18 protein-coding genes are annotated in these 19701 nt (G+C 56.8%); 10 read left to right on the top strand and 8 right to left on the bottom strand.

Going from position 1 to position 19701, the window contains the following annotated elements; all coding sequences use genetic code 11:
• Positions 1-176 precede the first annotated feature (176 nt).
• Together murQ and murP are read left to right on the top strand one after the other, a co-directional pair.
• Positions 177-1088 carry an N-acetylmuramic acid 6-phosphate etherase gene (murQ, locus tag DK872_RS16530; RefSeq protein ID WP_071920168.1) on the top strand — a complete coding sequence of 304 codons (912 nt, stop codon included), beginning with the start codon at positions 177-179 and terminating at the stop codon, positions 1086-1088.
• Positions 1088-2527, top strand: a complete 1440-nt coding sequence (gene murP / locus DK872_RS16525; protein ID WP_072440644.1) for a PTS N-acetylmuramic acid transporter subunit IIBC — start codon at positions 1088-1090, stop codon at positions 2525-2527. Before murQ ends, murP begins: the two co-directional genes overlap by 1 nt.
• Positions 2528-2569: 42 nt before the next feature.
• Here the strand turns inward: murP and foxA are convergent, their stop codons facing one another.
• The 3 genes from foxA to DK872_RS16510 all read right to left on the bottom strand — a co-directional run bounded on the left by foxA (position 2570) and on the right by DK872_RS16510 (position 6787).
• Positions 2570-4660, bottom strand: coding sequence for a ferrioxamine B receptor FoxA (gene foxA / locus DK872_RS16520; RefSeq protein WP_107146908.1), 2091 nt, complete (start codon positions 4658-4660; stop codon positions 2570-2572).
• 140 nt (positions 4661-4800) lie between these two features.
• Entirely contained in the window at positions 4801-5754 is a 954-nt protein-coding gene (locus tag DK872_RS16515; protein ID WP_035886600.1) for a helix-turn-helix transcriptional regulator, read from the bottom strand.
• A gap of 127 nt (positions 5755-5881) precedes the next feature.
• Entirely contained in the window at positions 5882-6787 is a 906-nt protein-coding gene (locus tag DK872_RS16510; RefSeq protein ID WP_079516984.1) for a LysR family transcriptional regulator, read from the bottom strand.
• 86 nt (positions 6788-6873) lie between these two features.
• On the opposite strand from DK872_RS16510, the gene DK872_RS16505 reads away from it, so the two are divergent.
• From DK872_RS16505 to DK872_RS16485, 5 genes are all read left to right on the top strand, one after another.
• Positions 6874-7659, top strand: coding sequence for an NAD(P)H-dependent oxidoreductase (locus DK872_RS16505; protein ID WP_071920165.1), 786 nt, complete (start codon positions 6874-6876; stop codon positions 7657-7659).
• Between the two features lie 191 nt (positions 7660-7850).
• Complete coding sequence (locus DK872_RS16500; RefSeq protein WP_007372977.1) at positions 7851-8423, top strand: TetR/AcrR family transcriptional regulator; 573 nt, start codon at positions 7851-7853, stop codon at positions 8421-8423.
• 66 nt (positions 8424-8489) lie between these two features.
• Positions 8490-9656, top strand: a complete 1167-nt coding sequence (locus DK872_RS16495; protein ID WP_161518565.1) for a multidrug effflux MFS transporter — start codon at positions 8490-8492, stop codon at positions 9654-9656.
• 70 nt (positions 9657-9726) lie between these two features.
• Positions 9727-9909, top strand: coding sequence for a type II toxin-antitoxin system HicA family toxin (locus DK872_RS16490; protein WP_161518564.1), 183 nt, complete (start codon positions 9727-9729; stop codon positions 9907-9909).
• A gap of 25 nt (positions 9910-9934) precedes the next feature.
• Positions 9935-10372 (top strand): type II toxin-antitoxin system HicB family antitoxin, encoded by a 438-nt coding sequence (locus DK872_RS16485; RefSeq protein WP_035943124.1) that lies wholly within the window; start codon positions 9935-9937, stop codon positions 10370-10372.
• Here DK872_RS16485 and DK872_RS16480 read toward each other — a convergent pair.
• The 5 genes from DK872_RS16480 to DK872_RS16460 are packed head-to-tail and all read right to left on the bottom strand — an operon-like array spanning position 10369 to position 15129.
• Positions 10369-11262 carry a MurR/RpiR family transcriptional regulator gene (locus tag DK872_RS16480; RefSeq protein ID WP_149289196.1) on the bottom strand — a complete coding sequence of 298 codons (894 nt, stop codon included), beginning with the start codon at positions 11260-11262 and terminating at the stop codon, positions 10369-10371. The genes DK872_RS16485 and DK872_RS16480 overlap by 4 nt on opposite strands.
• A gap of 12 nt (positions 11263-11274) precedes the next feature.
• A complete protein-coding gene (locus DK872_RS16475; protein ID WP_161518563.1) occupies positions 11275-12222 on the bottom strand; it encodes an iron-siderophore ABC transporter substrate-binding protein in 948 nt (315 codons plus the stop codon).
• A 14-nt stretch (positions 12223-12236) separates the two neighbouring features.
• Positions 12237-13289 (bottom strand): iron ABC transporter permease, encoded by a 1053-nt coding sequence (locus tag DK872_RS16470; RefSeq protein ID WP_007372972.1) that lies wholly within the window; start codon positions 13287-13289, stop codon positions 12237-12239.
• Positions 13286-14308: an iron ABC transporter permease gene (locus tag DK872_RS16465; RefSeq protein ID WP_161518562.1), complete on the bottom strand. Its 1023-nt coding sequence runs from the start codon at positions 14306-14308 to the stop codon at positions 13286-13288. Before DK872_RS16465 ends, DK872_RS16470 begins: the two co-directional genes overlap by 4 nt.
• Positions 14305-15129, bottom strand: coding sequence for an ABC transporter ATP-binding protein (locus DK872_RS16460; RefSeq protein ID WP_071920160.1), 825 nt, complete (start codon positions 15127-15129; stop codon positions 14305-14307). The genes DK872_RS16465 and DK872_RS16460 overlap by 4 nt, the downstream gene beginning before the upstream one ends.
• Before the next feature lie 434 nt (positions 15130-15563).
• On the opposite strand from DK872_RS16460, the gene DK872_RS16455 reads away from it, so the two are divergent.
• The 3 genes from DK872_RS16455 to DK872_RS16445 all read left to right on the top strand — a co-directional run bounded on the left by DK872_RS16455 (position 15564) and on the right by DK872_RS16445 (position 19691).
• Positions 15564-17720, top strand: coding sequence for a TonB-dependent siderophore receptor (locus DK872_RS16455; RefSeq protein ID WP_090398167.1), 2157 nt, complete (start codon positions 15564-15566; stop codon positions 17718-17720).
• 221 nt (positions 17721-17941) lie between these two features.
• The gene (locus tag DK872_RS16450) at positions 17942-18814 is read left to right on the top strand and encodes a carbohydrate ABC transporter permease (RefSeq protein ID WP_035886614.1); all 873 of its coding nucleotides are present in this window, start codon (positions 17942-17944) and stop codon (positions 18812-18814) included.
• Positions 18804-19691: a carbohydrate ABC transporter permease gene (locus DK872_RS16445; protein WP_007372967.1), complete on the top strand. Its 888-nt coding sequence runs from the start codon at positions 18804-18806 to the stop codon at positions 19689-19691. The genes DK872_RS16450 and DK872_RS16445 overlap by 11 nt, the downstream gene beginning before the upstream one ends.
• The last annotated feature ends 10 nt before the right edge of the window (positions 19692-19701 follow it).

Below are 19701 nucleotides of genomic sequence, written 5' to 3'. Positions count from 1 at the left end.
AACCAACCGCTAAGCAGTGCGACTTGCACAAAATGAGCAGCGTCACACTCTTGCCACTCATCCGGCACAAGAATAAATTATTCTTATTTTTACTGTAAGGAATAATATATTATTCCTTACAGTACGCCGTCACCGCAGCGTAACGGCCAACCCTTCCCGTAAACGTGGAGCGAGACATGAACATTGATCTATCCAGACTGACCACCGAAGGCCGCAATACCGCCAGTGAAAACATCGACATGCTCGATACCGAAGCGATGCTGCGCGTGATCAATAACGAAGACCAGAAAGTGGCGCTGGCGGTGGAAAAAGTGATCCCGGCTATCGCGCAGGCGGTGGATGTGATTGTCGCCGCGTTTAAACAGGGCGGTCGTTTAATCTATTGCGGCGCGGGCACTTCCGGGCGTCTTGGCATCCTCGATGCCAGCGAATGTCCCCCGACGTACGGAACGCCGCGCGAGCAGGTTGTCGGCCTGATTGCTGGCGGTCATCGCGCCATTTTGCAGGCAGTGGAAAACGCCGAAGACAGCCTGACGCTGGGCGTTGACGACCTGAAAGCGCTCAATTTCACCGCGCGCGATGTGCTGGTCGGCATCGCCGCCAGCGGGCGCACACCGTATGTGATTGCCGCTATGAAATACGCACAAAGCCTGAAAGCGACGACCGTGGCGCTCACCTGTAACGAAAACAGCGAAATGGCGCGCATCGCCGATATTGCGATTGTGCCGGTGGTTGGCCCGGAAGTGGTGACCGGCTCCTCGCGCATGAAAGCGGGCACCGCGCAAAAACTGGTGCTCAATATGCTGACCACCGGCGCAATGATCCGCAGCGGCAAAGTCTATGGCAATTTGATGGTGGATGTGGAAGCCACCAACCTGAAGCTGGTGCAGCGTCAGATAAACATTGTGATGGAAGCCACCGGCTGCACCCGCGACATCGCCGAACAGGCGCTGCAGGCCTGCGGCGGGCGCTGCAAAACCGCCATCGTGATGGTGCTGGGCCAGCTCAGCGCTGAACAGGCCACGCATTTGTTAGCCGATAACGGCGGCTTTATTCGCCAGGCGCTGGTTGATGCGGGGATCAAGTAATGGCCAAAATCAGTGAACATCTGATCGCGACAATTATCGAAAAGGTCGGTGGTAAGGAGAATATCAATACCTGCGGCAACTGTATGACGCGCCTGCGCCTGACGCTCCGCGACGATTCACGGGTGGAGACGGAGAGCCTGAAAGCCCTGCCCGGCGTACTGGGCGTGGTGAACAGCGACGATCAGTTGCAGATCATCATTGGCCCTGGCAAAGCGCAAACCGCAGCGGAAATGCTGAATGCAATGATCGGCGGCCACGCCGCGCCCGTAGAAGCCGCGTCGCTGAAGAGCATTGCCAGCGACACCAAACAGCAAATGAAAGCGAAGCAGACCAGCGGCGTGCATCAGTTTCTGGCGAAGTTCGCCACCATCTTTACGCCGCTGATTCCCGGTTTTATCGCCGCCGGGATGCTGCTGGGCTTTGCCACCTTAATTGAGCAAAGCCTGCTGCTCAACGCGGCAGAAAAGAACACAGCAGTGGCGCACCTCGTCGGCTATATGAAGGTTTTTGGTAAAGGCCTGTTCACCTTCCTGCCGATTCTGATTGGCTACAACGCGCAAAAAGCCTTTGGCGGCAGCGGCGTTAACGGCGCCATTATCGCCGCGCTGTTCGTGCTGGGTTATGACCCGAAAGCCACGGTCGGTTATTTCTCCGGTATCGATAACTTCTTCGGCATGGGAATTGATCCGCGCGGCAACATTATCGGCGTACTGCTCGCCGCGATCCTTGGCGCGTGGATCGAACGCCAGATCCGCAAAGTGGTGCCGGATAACCTCGACATGATCCTCACTTCGCTGCTGACGCTGCTTATCACCGGCGCACTGGCGTTTGTGGTGATTATGCCGATTGGCGGCGAGCTGTTTAAAGGCATGTCGTGGCTGTTCCTGCACCTCAACGGCAACCCGTTTGGTTGCGCGGTGCTGGCGGGCCTGTTCCTTATCGCCGTGGTGTTTGGCGTTCATCAGGGGTTTATTCCGGTTTACTTCGCACTGATGGATGCGCAGGGTTTCAACTCGCTATTCCCCATTCTGGCGATGGCAGGCGGCGGTCAGGTGGGCGCGGCGCTGGCGCTCTATTTCCGCTCGGCGCCGCATTCGGTGCTGCGTAACCAGGTGCGCGGGGCGATCATTCCCGGTCTGCTGGGCGTTGGCGAGCCGCTGATTTACGCGGTGACCTTACCGCGCGTGAAGCCTTTCGTCACCGCCTGTATCGGCGGCGCGTGCGGGGGATTTTTTATTGGCACCGTCGCGTGGCTGGGTTTGCCGGTCGGCCTGAATACGGTGTTTGGTCCTTCCGGGCTGGTGGCGCTCCCGTTGATGACCTCCGGCCAGGGCATTTACGCCGGGATGGCGGTTTACGCGGCAGGCGTCGTCATCGCCTATCTGTGCGGTTTTATTGCCACCTGGCTCTTTGGTCATAAAAACGTGGATCTCAGCTAATCACCTGCAACCACCCGGCGCACTGCCGGGTGGCGTATTGCATCAGAATGCCCAGGAAACGCTGCCTACAACGCTGCGCTCCGCACCAAAATAGCAGTAAGAGAGCGAGTTACAGGCGGCTACGTAGCGTTTGTCAGTCAGGTTATTGACGTTCAACTGCGCGCTCATCCCCTTCAGGCCAACATTTCCCAGATCGTAGCCGACGGCCAGATCCACCAGCGTATAGGACGGCAGCGTATGGGTGTTCTGGCGATCGGAGGTAATGCCATTCACATAACGCACGCCGGAACCTACCGTCAGCCCGTTGAACAGCCCCGTTTTCACGTCATAGCTGAGCCAGGCGCTGGCCTGATTGCGCGGCGCATACACCGCACGTTTTCCCTGCTCTTCCGCGCTGCTTTTCTTGTAGCGAATATCGTTGTAGGTGTAGGCGGCCTGCAAACGCAGGTTGTCCGTCAACTGACCGACCGCTTCCAGCTCCACCCCTTCCGATTCGATTTCACCAATTGAACGGTACGGATCGGTCGGTTCCACTTTGGTGGCGATATTTTTCTGGTTGATGCGATAGACCGAGGCGCTGTACATCGTCTGTGAACCTTCCGGCTGGAATTTCAGCCCCGCTTCCCACTGCTTGCCTTTCATCGGCTGCAAAATTTTGCCGTATTCATCGGTAAAACTGGTCGGCGTGAAGGCGGTTGAGTAGCTGACGTACGGCGCAAACCCGTTGTCGAACAGGTACATCAGCGCCGCGCGGCTGCTGAAGTGATCCTGATCCAGCGTATCGCGGGTATCGTTAATCTTGTTGACGTTGGTGATCTTCACCTGATCGTGGCGGCCGCCGAGCGTCAGCCGCCAGCGATCGAACGACATCTGATCCTGCAAGTAGATCCCGGTCTGCTCCAGTTTGTGTTTTTCCCGGCTGTAGACCGAAATTGACAGCGGATCGGCGCCGTAAACCGGGTTAAATGCATCAATCGCCGGGAAGCTGCCATACGAAGCGGTGACATTATTGCTGCGACGCTGATAATCGACGCCGAACAGCAGACGGTGGTTAATAATGCCGGTATCAACGCTGCCATCAATCTGGTTATCCAGCGTGATCGCCGACAGCGATTCGTCGGAACCGGAATAGCCGCGGTTCAGTTCCGTATCATTCAGCCAGCCTGCGGCATACACCTGGTTGAGATTCACTTTGGTGTGCAGGTAGCGCAGCTTCTGGCGGACCGACCAGCCGCTGTCAAAAGCGTGCTCGATGTTATAACCGACCATATTTTCCCGGCGGTCATACTTATCGTAATCATCTTCCCCTTCAAAGAAGGTATTGGAGATTTTTCTGCCTGCATGCGGGGTTACCGTGCCTTCATACGGCAAACCGGAGTGACTACCGCCTTCAGGATCGCGATGCAGATAGGCCATCAGTTCAAGGCGGGTTTGATCGGTGATACGCCACGTCAGGCTCGGTGCAATGGCATAACGCTGCTCTTTTAAATGGTCGAATTGCGAATCCGCATAGCGGGTCATGCCGGTTAAACGTACCGCTACGCGGTCGTTATCGTCTACCGGCCCCGTAACATCAAATGCCGCGCCGCGCTGGTTGTTATTACCCGCGAACAGTTTCACTTCGCCGCCAGGATCAAACGACGGTTTGCGCGAGTTCAGCGCGACAATCCCGCCCGGCGAGGAGCGGCCATACAGTACCGAAGCCGGGCCGCGCACCACTTCCACGCTGTCGAGGAACCAGGGATCGATAACCAGCGAGCTGTGCGAGTTGGTGTCGCCCATCAGTTTCAGGCCATCGAGGTAGACGTTATCCAGGCTGCCGTCGGAGAAACCGCGCAGCACGATGTAATCAAAACGGTTCGATGCGCCGATCTGGTTGCTGTACACGCCCGGCGTGTAACTCACCGCCTGGCGTACGCTGGTTGCGCCCTGCTCTTCATACTGCTGGCGCGTGACAATCGATACTGCCTGCGGCGTTTCGATATCCGGCGTCTCCAGCTTGGTGGCGCCGCTTTGCATTTGTGAGGTGACCACCACAGTATCGTGGGTGGTTGAGGTTTCCTGTGCCAGAACCGATACGTTCATCCCGCCGGTAATACCAATCATTAGCGCCAGTCGCGTTTTTGCGAACATGAAAATCTCCAGAAGCCGTTATTATTGTAAATAAGAATTATTACCCTTTTGGCTTCCGCGATAGCTATGCGCAATGACGATTCACCTATGCGCAGTGACAAAACGCACGCAAAAAAGTCGCCATGATCTATGGCAGGAAATCAGGCGAGACGCATTTCGCTCGGCGCCACGCCGTAGCGGCGACGAAATGCGGTAGAGAAATTCGTGGCATGCTGGTAGCCCGACATCCAGGCCGCCTGCTGTACGCTATACCCCTGCGCCAGATAGCGCCGCGCCAGTTCAAGGCGGCAATCGCGCAGGTAATCAAACACGGAAAGGCCATAAGCCTGGCGGAACTTCACCCGCAAACTGCTGGAACTCATTGCCGCCAGTTGGGCTAATGCGGTGAGGGTGTACTCTTTTTCCGGCTGCTGTTCCAGCAAACGGCGCACGGTTTCCAGCCGGTGCTGCTCGCCGCCAGGCGCGGAACTGCGTTTTTCGCTGCCAGGCAAGGGTTGCGACAGCGCATGCCCGAGCAGTTGCAACATCACGCCTTCAAGGATCAACTGGCGCGATAAACCCGGTTGCTGGTTCTGCTGCGTGTGTTGCAGCCCGGAAAGCAAAAATGCCGGAACGGACCATAAAAAGGTCGGCGCGCCGTGCGCTTCCCACTGCTGCAGGAGCGCCATCAGCAGCGGCGATTGCCGGCAGCGCAGCGGATCAACGCCCATCGACAGCGTACGCAAGTGGTTATCCGCCTGATGGCTGGCGTTCATCACCTGTTGTTCGCTCAGGCGCGAGGTAAATGCCATGCCCGCGCGCACGATAAACGCTTTGCCGTTCAGGCGCAGCTGCACGCAACCTTCCAGCACCACCAGCATATAGAGCGGGCAGCTGTGCAGCGATGTGGTTTCATAGGGCTGAAGTACGCGAACATCCGAGCGGGTAAGATTCAGGCCGGAGGAGAGCGTCATCTCTTCGACTTCCCCCTGAATCACCATGCGCTTCTCTTTGTGAAACGATCGGCCGGACGCCAGCGCCGGGAAACGGTAATCAATCCCGTAGCGCTCGCCAAAACCGATAAAGTCGTCAATCGAAAAGTCTCTTTTTTGCATAGCCAACAGCCGCCGCGAACCCGTGCCCGACGCCGGGCGAAACGGCTTACACCTTATCATCCGACCTGGTGTGCTTCAATAATATTGAGAATTATTCTCACATAAGTGTGACAAGATATTACCCGTTTTAGCGCGTCCCCAACGAGGCAATAATCTGCTGGCGCAGCCATTGATGACCGGGATCGCGGTGTAACCGTTCATGCCAGAGCATCAGCATGTCGAAGCCCGGAAGTTCCAGCGGCGGCTCGACCACCTGCAGAGTGTGGTTGTTCGCGACCAGCCGTTCCGGCAGTACCGCCACCAAATCGGTACGGGCCAGCGCCTCAAGCATAAACAGGAAATGGGGGACGGAGAGCACCACGTTGCGCTGCAAACCGCGCTCCGCCAGCGCGATATCCGTTGCCGCATAAAAACCACCGCCTTCTGGCGAGACAACCACATGTTCCAGTTGGCAAAACTGCGCAAGCGTCGGGCGGCCGTTTGTTAACGCCGGATGGTGCAAACGCCCGGCCAGCACATAGCGTTCGGTGAACAATAACCGCTGGTGCAGAGCAGGCGGCGCGCCTTCGCGCAGATGGAAAAAGAGATCAATATCGCCCTGCCCGGCCTGGCGCTGGATCTGCAACGGGCTGAGTTCAAATATCGCCAGACGGCTGCCCGGCGCGGCGACGCGCAAACGGCTCAGTAAAGGGAGCAGTATCGCCGATTCCGTATAGTCGGTGGCCGCCACGCGCCAGGTGACGGCGGCACGGGCTGGATCGAAAGCGCTGGCTGGCACCACCGCACGTTCCAGCGCTTCCAGCGCCTGGCGCAGCGGTTCGCGCAGTTCGTCGGCCCTGGCGGTCGGCTGCATACCGCGCGGCCCCGGCAGGAGTAACGGATCGGCAAAAATATCCCGCAACCGCGCCAACTGCACGCTGACGGAAGGCTGAGAAAGATTCAGCCGCTGCGCCGTACGCGTCACATTGTGTTCGCTCAACAGCACATCCAAAGTACGCAGCAGATTGAGATCCAGCCGGTGCAGATTAACCATGACTATACCTGTGATATAAGCAATTAATTTCTACTATATCCGCCACTCTCCTACCCTGCATATTCAATTTGTTGCCAGGAGTTGTTATGAACGTACTGATTGTTTATGCCCACCCGCAGCCCCATTCGCTCAATGGCGCGCTAAAGGATTTTGCCGTGCAGCATCTGGAAAATGCCGGTCATCAGGTCGAGGTTTCCGATCTCTATGCCATGCAGTGGAAATCGCAGCTTGATGCCGATGACAGCAGCTCGCCGCCGGTGGGTGATTTTTATCATCCTTCGTCTGATTCAAAACAGGCATTTGAGCTGGGAACACAGGCGGACGACATCGCCCGGGAACAGGCCAAACTGCAACGCGCCGATGCGGTGATTTTCCAGTTTCCGCTGTGGTGGTTCTCCATGCCGGCGATCATGAAAGGCTGGGTCGATCGCGTTTATGCCTGCGGGTTTGCTTACGGCGTGGGCGAACACAGCGATACGCACTGGGGCGATCGTTACGGTGAAGGGAGCCTGGCGGGGAAACGGGCGATGCTGCTGGTGACCACCGGCGGCTGGGAATCGCATTACGCTCCGCGCGGTATTAACGGCCCGATCAACGATCTGCTGTTTCCGATCCAGCATGGGATCCTGTTTTATCCTGGCTTCGAAGTACTGCCGCCGCTGGTGTTTTATCGCAGCAATCGCATGGACGAAACGCGTTTTACCGAATGTTGTACGGCGCTGGCACAGCGGCTGGATACGCTCTGGTCAGCAGAACCGCTGGCCTTTCGTCGGCAAAACGGCGGCGATTACCTGATTCCACAACTGACGCTGCACCCGGACATTGCCCCCGGCGAAAGCGGGCTGTCGATCCATCAACAACGTAAACCATAACCTGCTCACCGGTGCGTGTCATGCGTGCCGGTTATTGTTATCTCACCTTTTCCTCATCCTCTCTTCACAATCTGTTTTTTTGTAACTTTCTATAAGTTCCGGGGAAAAACGTTACCCCGAACGCGCGGATTCGTTTATTTTAATCACTCATGAGAACGATCACTCTCACCAAAACGACACGAGGGACAGAGATGCCGACGAAACTATCGCAGGAGCAGCGCCACCAGCAACGCCAGGACGAGATTATTGCCGCCGCGCGCCGACGCTTCCGCATTAGCGGATTCCACGCGGCCAGCATGTCGCAGATCGCCCTCGAAGCTCAGCTCAGCGTTGGGCAGATTTACCGTTATTTCGTCAATAAAGACGCCATTATCGAAGAGATGATCCGCCGGATTATCGACTACCGCATCGCCGAAATGCAGGATAAGACCGAAACCGAACACCTGCCGGAAATACTGGCCTGGCGGCACACACTCAGCCCTGACGATGATGCGCTGATGCTGGAAATGGCGGCCGAAGCAACGCGCAATCCGCGTGTACAGGAGATGCTGGTCGAGGCCGACGCCAGGATGTTTGAAAACGCCTGTGCACATATGCAGAGCCGCTATCCGCAATTAAGCGATGAACGCATTCGCTGTAGCGTGGAGCTACTGGCAACGCTGATGGAAGGCACCACTTTCCGTCGCCTGACACCGCAAAAAAGCGACCCGGCGCAAATGCAGGGGCTGTATCAGGAAATCACCACCATGCTGTTTAAAAATTAAATCCCCGGATATTCGGTTCTGATGTGATTTCACCGGAGCCGACGCCGTATTTTCACCGGAGTTGTTATGCCACGAATCTCTCTTGCCTGGGCAATCGTGCTGGGCATGCTGACGGCCATTGGGCCGATTTGCACCGATCTTTATCTTCCCGCACTGCCGGATATCACCCGACAACTCAGCGCTACTACCACGCTGACGCAGCTCTCGCTGACCGCCTCGCTGCTGGGGTTGGGACTGGGGCAGCTTTTTTTCGGCCCGTTGAGCGATCGGCTGGGACGTAAACGCCCGCTGACGCTTTCCCTGCTGCTGTTTATCCTCTCTTCCGTATTGTGCGCGACCACGCAGGATATTCACTGGCTGATCTTCTGGCGTTTTATCCAGGGTCTGGCGGGCGCAGGCGGTTCAGTGCTCTCCCGCGCGATTGCTCGTGATAAGTATCACGGCACGCTGCTGACACAATTTTTTGCTCTGCTGATGACGGTAAACGGCATTGCGCCAATCGTCTCGCCGGTACTCGGCGGCTATATCGCCTCTACGCTGCACTGGCGCGCGCTGTTCTGGACGATGGCGGCGGTTGGCGTGGTATTACTGCTCTCCAGCATGGTGGTACTGAAAGAGACATTGTCGGAGAAAAGCAGCGGCGGCGGGCTGCTCAAAACCTCGCTTATCGTGCTTAAAAATAAGCAGTTTTCTACCTTCTGCTTTATTCAGGCCTTTATGCTGGCCGGGTTATTTTCCTATATAGGGTCATCGTCATTCGTTCTGCAAAGCGAATATGGCCTGACGGCGATGCAGTTCAGCCTGCTGTTCGCGGTGAATGGCGGCGGGCTGATTATTTCGGCACTGATCTTTGCCCGGCTGGCGCGGTTTATCGATGGGCAAAAGCTATTAACGCGCGGTCTGTTCCTGGCCGTTTGCAGCGCCGTACTGACTGCGCTGTTTGCCGGATTCGGCATGCCCGAGCTGGCGCTGGTGGGGTTGTTCTTCACCGTGGCGCTGAACAGCGGGGTTTCAACCATTGCCGGTTCAGCCGCGATGAACAGCGTCGAAGCCCGCCATTCCGGCACCGCGTCGGCGTTACTGGGAATGCTGATGTTCGTCTTTGGCGGCATCGCCACGCCGTTGTCCGGTATCGGCGGCGAAGCGATGTGGAAGATGAGTTTCGCCATTGTGCTGGCTTATAGCGCCGCGCTGGTGATTCATGTTTGCGGGCGCATAAAAACACAACACTAAAGTTGCATTAATAAACAATTAAGTTATAGTTTTCGCACTCTGAAAAGGAAAATATAAGGCAGGATGCCGAATGAAATACAGCGAGTTCAGAAAGTGGTTGTTATCTCAGGGAGCGGAGCTAACCAAAGCTCCAGGTGGAGGAAGCCATTTTAAAGTCAGGCTTAATGGTAGGGCATCGGTTCTCCCTTTTCATGGTTCGAAAGAGATTCCTGAGCCGTTGAGGAAAAAGATTATGAAGGACTTAGGCCTGTAAGAACTTAGCGATAAAGAGGTGTTAAATGTTTAATTATCCCGTCCACATTGAACGAGACGATGCTACAGGTCAGTTCGTGGTCTCATGCCGCGATCTACCGCTCATGAACTCCGTTGGCGATACGCTTGATGAGGCTTTACTGCAGTCGATTGATGGGATTGTTGTTGCGATTGCTATCGAAATTGACGAGCGGCGTCCAATCCCGGCGGCAAGCGCGCCGCTAAAAGGCGAATACATCGTATCGCTGCCCGTACTCGTAGCCATGAAAGCCGCACTGCATAACGCCATGATCGAAACCGGGACGCGAAAAGCTGAGCTGGCAAGAAAGCTAGGACAGAAAGGGCCGCAAATTGACCGCTTGCTCGATGTGGAGCACTCATCGAAGGTGGAAACGGTTGAACTGGCGCTACATCAGTTAAATCGACAGATTGATCTGACCATTACGCCGCAGCACAGAGCTTAACCCTTCTTCCCGCCCGGCTTTAACCCACGGTGAAACTCATTAATGCGTTTCACCGTTTTAATAGCCTGCTGCGAAGTGGCGGACGCGACCGACAAAACAATCATCTCCAGACACAGCAGTACCGTGCCGTGCAGCGGGATCTTACCCTTCTCGCCGCCGCGCGGTACCTGGATTATCACATCCGCTTGCTGGCTAAAACGCGAGTCCGTCGCATTGGTCAGCAGGATCACCGGGATCCCCAGGCGCCGCGCCTCTTTCAGCGTGGTCAGCCCTTCGCGGTGCGCTGATTTTTGCGCCATCATGATCAGCACATCGCCACGCTGCAAATTGATCAGTTGCTCGGAGAGGGCAATACCGGTGCGATTGAGCGGTGTCGCAGGCAGGCCAATGCGGCTGAACAACCGCGCGGTATACTCCGCCAGGATTCCCGACGCCCCGATGCCGAAAATCGCCACCTGCCGTGCCCCCACCAGCAGGGCCACCGCCTGCGCAATCGCATAGCGGTTGTCCGGCGCGGAAAGTACTTCACAGGTGTGCTGATGCCCTTCGAGCACAAAATCGATCCCGGAATTCACATCGCAGGCGAGCGCATTTACCGTGGTGCTCATCTTCTCTGCCGATGAAATGGCCGGGCCAAACCAGTGCTCCAGCGTCTGTTTTAGATCCCGCAGACCGGCAAAGCCCAGCGCCTGAATGGCGCGCACCACCGTGGCATCTGAAGTCTGCGTCGCTGCCGCAATCTCAATCGCGGTATGCTCCAGCACCACATCGCGATTTTCATTGATATAGCGGGCAACGGCCTGCAAACGCGGCGACAACGTGTGCGCCCGCGCGCGAAAGCGTTCACCGTACACATCCACGCGATTTTTCACTTTTTTTGTGTTCAGCATCGTTGCGGCTCCTTACTTCGCGGCAGGTAGCGGCCGCCCGGCGATTTGTGATTGCACCTGCGCCACCATCAGGCTCAGGGAAGCAAAGGAGTTGGAGATCGCTTCCTCACGGGAGATCAGCACGTAATGCCCGGTACGGCAGGCATTGAGAAAATCGCACCAGCCAGGCATCACCGCATCCATCGCCGCTATCTCATCCTGCGGTTTACCGCCGGTATCGCCGCGCCAGGTGGCAAAGACAAAATCAGCGTCCAGCTCCGGCAAACGTTCGGCACTGACATCGATGCGCCCACCTTCAGGAATGCTGTCGATCAGTTTCGGAAAACGAAAGCCGGCATCGCGCAGCACGCGCCCCAGCGAATGATAGCTGTGTAATGCATTGATTTTGCCGTTGTTCGCCTGGATCACCGACACGGTGATTTTGCTGGTGTCGATCGTACTTTTTAGCGCCGCAATCTGCTCGCGGTAACGTCGCTCAAGGATCTGCAAACGCGCCTGCGTACCGGTAAGTTGTGCCAGCTTGCGGTAGATCTCCGGCGCACCGCCTTGTAAGTGATCGATACTTACCGTTGGCGCGATCTTCTCTAACTGCTCTACCGGCGTGTTGCGGCTCGGCTCGGTGATGATCAGATCCGGTTTCGCAGCGGCGATCGCTTCAATATCGATATCCGCCGTACCAATAAACGCAATGTCCGAGTTATCAAAATCGACGCCGGTCAGCATGCCGCTGGAGCGCAGCGTATGGCTGCCGTCGGCGCGGGTACGCCCGTGGCTGGCGACCGGTGGCACACCTAACTCAATCAGAGGAATGGTGATATCCAGATCGTGCAGCGACACGATGCGCTTTGGATGCAGCGGTACCGTGACCACGCGGCCCAAATCATCGGTGAAGGTTTGTGTCGGCTCCGCAGCGCCAGCGCTCAGACCAACCAGCAATAACAGTAAAAAAATCAGGCGCATACGGCTCCTTAAGCTTATAAACGATCGCGTCGCCGCCACAGCAGCAGCAGAAAAAACGGCCCGCCAATCAGTGAGATGACGATCCCGGCGGGAATTTGCAGCGGCGCAAACGCCAGACGGCCTGTCGAATCCGCCACCAGCACCAGCAGGCCGCCGAGCAGCGCACTGCCCCACAGCAGCGCCCGCTGGCCGCCGCGCAGCAGAAAACGCGCCATATGCGGAGCGATAAGCCCGACAAAACCGATACTGCCGACGCAGGAAACGCTGGCGGCCGTCAGCAATACCGGCGCGATCACCCGCAGCCATGCAAGGTGCGACAGGCGAACGCCGAGCCCGGTTGCCGCCTGATTGCCCAGTAGTGCCACATCGGCGGCGCGCGCTGTTAACAACAAAATCAACGTCGCGGGCAGTGCCCAGCACAGCGCAACGATCAGCAGTGGCCAGGTGGCGGCGTGCAGGCTACCTGCCAGCCACATCATTGCCGTCTGCACATCACGCACATCAGCCGTGGTCATAAATACGCCGATACCGGCGGCGAAGGTCCAGGAGACGCCAATGCCAAGCAGCACAAAGCGCGGACGAGAAACATCACGCGCCAGCCCCATCACCAGCCCGGCGGCCAGTAAACCGCCCGCCATGCCTGCCAGCGGACGCCAGACCAGCCCGACAGCCGGGAAGCAGAGCACCAGCGTCAGCACCACCACGCAGGCACCCTCTTTCACGCCAATCAGCCCCGGATCCGCCAGCCCGTTGCGGGTGATGGACTGCATCGCTGCGCCCGCCATACCCAACATCGCGCCGCACAACAGCGCCATCAGCACCCGGGGCAGGCGAATATCCCACACTACGTAGTGCTGTTCAGCGCTCAGCGCATCAGGCAGCAACAGCGCCCGGCCAATGGCAGAAGCGGGAACCGGTAACGAACCTTGCGTCACACCGGAAAGCAGCAGTATTAACGACAAAAAACTCAGGCCAGCCAGCCACCACAGCGCGTGCGGGCGCAGCAAGCGCGAGAAGCCGCCAAGCCGCAAGCCGCGCAGCCCGGCGTGTTCAGGCAGGTGGCTCATTTGAAAAACCTCGCCGCCAGCAGAATAAAGAGCGGCGCGCCCACCAGCGCAGTCATCACGCCGGTAGCGAGTTCCTGTGGCGACAGCAACGTACGGGCGGCGATATCCGCCAGCAGCAGCAATAATGCGCCACCGAGCGCTGACAGCGGGACGACCGCGCGCAAATCATCCCCGGCAAGGCGTCGCACCATATGCGGAACGACGAGGCCAATAAACCCTATCGGCCCGGCGACCGAAACGGCCGCACCGCACAACAAGGCAATAGCGGCCAACGACAACACGCGAGTGCGCAGCAGAGAAACGCCCAGGCCGCGCGCCATATTGTCGCCAAGCGCCAGCATATTCAGCGCTGGCGCGAGCCACAGCGCCAGGGCAAATCCACCACCAGCAACCAGTGATGCCGCCCGCAACACCGGCCAGCTCAGCCCGGCGAGATCGCCCGCCAGCCAGCTACGGATGCTCAGCAGCGTCTGTTCATCAAGGATCAGGATGGCGGCGGTGATGGAGGAAGCAAAAGTGGAAATCGCCACGCCGCACAGCGTTACTTTTAATGGCGTAAAGCCGGAGCGCCCGGCAGCAGAGAGCGCCATCACCAGTGAAAAAAGCAGCGTAGCGCCGCCTGCGGCGATAAAGGCGCGGCTGAAGCTGGCATCGCCAACGCTTACCCCCAGCGCCGTTGTGGCAACCACCGCCAGCGCCCCCCCCGAGTTCAGCCCGAGAATATGCGGCTCGCCGAGCGGATTGCGGATCACCGACTGCAACAACGATCCGGCAACCCCTAACGCCGCGCCGGTAAATAGCGCAGCCACCAGCCGCAGTAAGCGCAGGCTGATAATGACGCGATGATCGAAATTGTTGGGATCAAAATCCACCAGCGCCTGTAACACCGTGAGCGGCGCGATGTAGCGCGCGCCAAGGCCGAGATGCGCCACAGCCGCTGCCAGTAACAGCAGCAGCAAGCCAAAGGCCGTCGCGCTGATGCGCCCGCTGCGTCGGGTTGAAAGCGCAAGCGAACTCATACGCCGGAACCTGCCGGTTTACGAAAAGGCATAAAGAAGGGCTTTCCGGTCAACGGGTTAACCGACATTTGCACATCTACATCGAACACATTTTTGATCAGCGCAGGCGTGCAACTGTCGCCTTCGTGGATCACGCCCTGCAAACGGCCCTGCTTGAGGAACACCAGCGTGTCGCCATAATTCACGGCGAAATTGAGGTCGTGCAACACCACCACCACCGTGCGGCCATGATCGCGGGTTAAGGTCTGCAAGAGTTCGAGGATCTCGACCTGATAGCGTAGATCGAGAAAAGTAGTCGGTTCATCCAGCAAGATCACCGGCGTTTGTTGTGCCAGAGCCATCGCGATCCAGCAGCGCTGGCGCTGTCCGCCGGAGAGGCTATCAACCGTTTGGTGGGCAAATTCCGCCGTGCCGGTCAGATGCAACGCTTCCAGTACCGCCAGTTCGTCCTCTTCCGACCACTGGCGCATAAAGCTTTGCCACGGAAAACGCCCGCGCGATACCAGTTCAAAAACGGTCAGGCCTTCCGGCACCAGCGGCGACTGTGGAAGGATACCTAACTGGCGGGAGATGGCTTTGGTTGGCTGTTGATGAATGGCTTTGCCATCAAGCAACACGCTGCCGCCAAGCGGTTTGAGCATGCGGGCAATAGTGCCGAGCAAGGTAGATTTGCCGGAGCCGTTGGCCCCGACCAGCACGGTCATCTTTCCATGCGGGATAGTGAGTGTGATGTCATCAACGATGACCTGCTTTTGATAGCCCGCCGACAGGCCGTCGAGCACAATCCCCTGCTGAGCTTGCTGTTCCACTCGCTGTGGCATGTTAACTCCTGCGCCGCAACCGCGTGGAAAACCCGTGCGCGCTAATCTTTCAAATAAAAATAACTCTCATTCTCTTTTCGATTTTGCCGTCTGGCACTGTAGTAGTCAAGCAGCATGATGACACAATCCAGCAGCCACAAAACAAGTGTTACTACAGGCGACTACATCGATCGTGAAAATAATTAATCTTATTTATTTCACTTGGTTAAAAAGATCAACCTGCGTAATCCCGCTGCGTTTTCCTCACTCTTTCCCGTTGTAGCAAAATTCTTTCATTTTGCATTTACTACTACAAATGCTCGTGTTTGAATGATTCTCAATTACATATCCGACGCCAGATTCGGCGACTTAACGGATAGATTTTGCGCAATCGGGCAATACATTAGAAACGTCCACGTCTGTGTTATGCACAGTTTTTTGGGAAAACAGATTAAATGGTTCAGTTCACTCACGGTATCTATGGGCTGAAAGGGCGCGCCTTGTTCTCTGCGCTCTTTCTGGGATCATGCTTCACGCCGGTTACGCACGCGGCGGAAACAACAAATAAAACCAATAACGACACCATCACCGTCAACGCGGATGCATCATCGGCCGATCAACCCGCCACGTCCGGCTATCAACCCATCAGCTCATCTACGGCAACGCTGACCTCAATGCCGCTGCTGGATATTCCGCAAGTGGTGAATACCGTTAGCGATAAAGTGTTGGAAGATCAGCACGCTACCAGCCTTGATGAAGCGCTGTATAACGTCAGTAACGTGGTGCAAACCAACACGCTAGGCGGTACGCAGGATTCGTTTGTGCGTCGTGGTTTTGGTACCAACCGCGACGGTTCGATCATGACCAACGGCCTGCGCACCGTGGTGCCGCGCAGCTTTAATGCCGACGCCTCGCGCGTGGAAGTGCTGAAAGGCCCGGCCTCAACGCTGTATGGCATTCTCGATCCTGGCGGGCTTATCAATGTTGTTACTAAACGTCCACAGACCCAATTCGGCGGCTCCATTTCCGCCACCTCTTCCAGCTTTGGCGGCGGCACCGGTCAGTTTGATGTCACTGGCCCGATCGAAGGCACGCGGCTGGCGTATCGTCTGATCGGCGAATACCAGAACGAAGATTACTGGCGCAACTTTGGCAAAAATAAGAGCACCTATATTGCTCCGTCGTTAACATGGTTCGGTGATAACGCCACCGTCAACGTGCTCTATTCACATCGTGATTATCAGACGCCATTCGACCGCGGCACGATCTTCGATCTCACCACCAAACAGGCGGTGAATGTCGATCGTAAAACCCGCTTCGATGAGCCGTTTAACATTACCGATGGCGAATCCGATATTGCGCAGTTGAATGCAGAATATCGTTTTAACAGCGCCTGGACCGGCAAGCTGGAATACGGCTACAGCCAGGACAAGTACAGCGATAACCAGTCACGCGTAATGGCCTACGATGCCGCTACCGGTAATCTCACGCGCCGCGTGGACGCCACGCAGGGATCCACTCAGCGGATGCACACGACGCGTGCCGATTTGCAGGGGAATGTCGATATCGGCGGCTTCTACAACGAGATCCTCACCGGTATTTCGTACGAATATTACGATCTGCTGCGTACCGACATGATCCGCTGTAAGAACGTGAAAGACTTCAATATCTACAACCCAAGCTATGGCAGCGCCAGCAAATGTACGACCGTCTCCGCATCGGACAGCGATCAGACCATTAAGCAGGAGAGCTACTCGGCTTACGCTCAGGACGCGTTATATCTGACCGACAAATGGATCGCCGTTGCCGGGATGCGTTATCAGTACTACACCCAGTACGCCGGTAAAGGCCGTCCGTTCAACGTCAACACCGACAGCAGCGATGAGAAATGGACGCCGAAATTCGGCCTGGTCTATAAGCTGACGCCTTCAGTGTCGTTGTTCGGTAACGTGGCGAAAGCGTTTATGCCGCAGTCCTCCATCGCCAGCTATATTGGCGATCTGCCGCCGGAAACCTCGACATCTTACGAAGTGGGCGCCAAGTTTGACCTGTTCGACGGTGTTACTGCGAATATCACCATGTTTGATATCCATAAACGCAACGTGCTGTACAGCGAAATCGTGGGTGATGAAACGGTTGCCAAAACCGCCGGGCGTGTCCGTTCGCAGGGTGTAGAGATGGATCTTGCCGGTTCACTGACGCCAAACATGAATGTCATCGCCAGCTACAGCTACACCGCTGCGAAAGTGCTGGAGGATCCGGATTACGCCGGTAAACCGTTGCCGAACGTGCCGCGTCATACCGGCTCCGTGTTCCTGACTTACGACATCAATAACGTGTTTGCCGGTAACACGCTGACCCTTGGCGGCGGCGGTCACGGCGTGAGCCGCCGTTCAGCCACCAACGGCGCGGATTACTACCTGCCCGGCTATTTTGTTGCCGATGCCTTTGCCGCCTACAAAATGAAGCTGCAATACCCGGTAACGCTACAGGTAAACCTGAAAAATATCTTCGACAAGACGTATTACACCTCGTCGATCACCACCAATAACCTCGGCAACCAGATTGGCGATCCGCGCGAAGTGCAGTTCACCGTCAAAATGGAGTTCTGAGTCCCCAACGTAACGCAGTGAGAAAGTTGCCCCGCACGACGCGGGGCTTTTTTCTGACATGCTATTTTGCCGCCATCCTGCTGGTAACATCCCGGTTTCACCATGAAACGCCCCCAATGAACACTCGTTCATTAAACGGTCACCTTTACGCAATCCTTTTGCAGCATTTTTTTCACAGACTCTCTGGCTTTCGAAACCCGTAAATTCGCGGTTCAAGGCTTATGAGAAAATACTGGCTTCCGTGGCTGATCCTGTCACCGTCTCTGCTGTTCCTGGCGCTGTTCACTTACTTTCCGCTGTTGCGCTCGGTGTATGACAGCCTGTTCGATACCCGCATCGTCAGCAATGATGCGCCGTTCGTTGGGCTGGGAAATTTCGTCCGCCTGCTGGATGATTCGGTGTTCTGGCAGTCTCTGTTCAATAACCTTATCTACATCCTGCTCACTGTCATTCCGGGGGTAACGCTGGCGCTACTGCTGGCGGTGGCGCTGTGGGAAAACCATCGCATCAACCGCTGGTTACGTACGGCGTTTTTCTTTCCGATGATTATCCCGATGGTCAGCGCCGCCGCGCTGTGGCTGTTTATTTTTATGCCTGGCCTCGGGATGCTCGATCACTACCTCGCGCAGCTTTTCGGGCCGATGAACAACAACTGGCTGGGGCGCAGCAATAGCGCGTTGTTGGCGCTGGCGTTGATTGGCGTGTGGAAGTTTGCCGGGTATTACATGCTGTTCTTCCTTGCCGGTTTGCAGGGCATTCCCGCCTCCACACGTGAAGCGGCGGTAATGGAAGGCGCAACCTCCACGCAGGTTTTCTTTAAAGTCACCCTGCCGTTACTGCGCCCGACCATCAGCTTTGTGGTCACTACCGCGTTGATTTACTCGATTACCCAGATCGACCACGTCGCCGTGATGACGCGCGGCGGCCCGGACAATGCCACTACCGTACTGCTCTATTACATCCAGAATCTCGCCTGGGACACTCACGATCTCGGTAAAGCCTCTGCCGCCACGTTTTTAACGCTGGTCGGGCTGTTTGTCTTCTCGCTGGTCAACCTGAAACTGCTTGAGAGAGGAGCGCATTATGAGCGTTGAGGTTACTCCTGTTATCAACCGGGCTGCTGTCGTGCCGCGCCCGTTGTGGCTGCGTCTGCGTCATTCGCGCCCGATCACGCTTACGCTGCTGATGGTTTGCCTGGCGCTGCTGTGGGTAAGCCCGTTTATCTGGATGCTTTCATCCGCGTTTAGCGCCACCACCTTTGGCGAAGATATGGCATCAATTCTGCCGCGCTTCCCGCTGACGCTGGATAACTTTCGCGATGCGTGGGACAGCGCCAACTGGCTCAGCCTGTACGCCAACACGCTGATCTTCGCCTTCGGCACGTTCTTTGTGCAGTTGTTCACCATTACCACTGCCGGTTACGTCTTCGCCTGCCACGAATTCCGCGGCAAGAAAACGCTGTTCATCCTGTTCCTGGTACAACTGATGATCATGCCGGTGGTGATGATGATCCCCAACATGCTGACGCTGAAAACCTTCGGCCTGCTCAACACGCTGACCGGCGTGATGATGCCCTACTTCACTTCTGCGTTTGGCGTCTTTCTGATGCGCCAGGCGTTTCTCGCCATCCCAAAAGAGATTGAAGAGGCGGCGCTGATGGAGGGCTGTCGCTGGTGGCAGGTGCTGTTCCGCGTGATGTTGCCGATGTCGTGGCCGTCGGTGCTGGCGTTCGCCACCGTCAGCATTACCTATCACTGGAACGAGTATTTATGGCCGCTGATGATGCTCAACGATCCGGACAAACAGGTGCTGACAGTCGGCCTGGTCTCCTTCGCCATGGGCGCAGAATCCGGCGGCCAGTGGGGAATGATCAGCGCCGGGACGCTGATGGTTTGCCTGCCGCTGATGGTCGCGTTTATTGCTTTCCAGAAACAGTTTCTCCGGAGCTTTGGCTTCTCCGGTATTAAATAAGGAGTGTAGT

The organism is Kosakonia sp. MH5 (genome assembly GCF_009935945.1).
GTDB classification, from domain to species: domain Bacteria; phylum Pseudomonadota; class Gammaproteobacteria; order Enterobacterales; family Enterobacteriaceae; genus Kosakonia; species Kosakonia radicincitans.
Note: the sequence above shows the minus strand (reverse complement) of the source record. Positions and strands in the feature narration are given on the sequence as shown.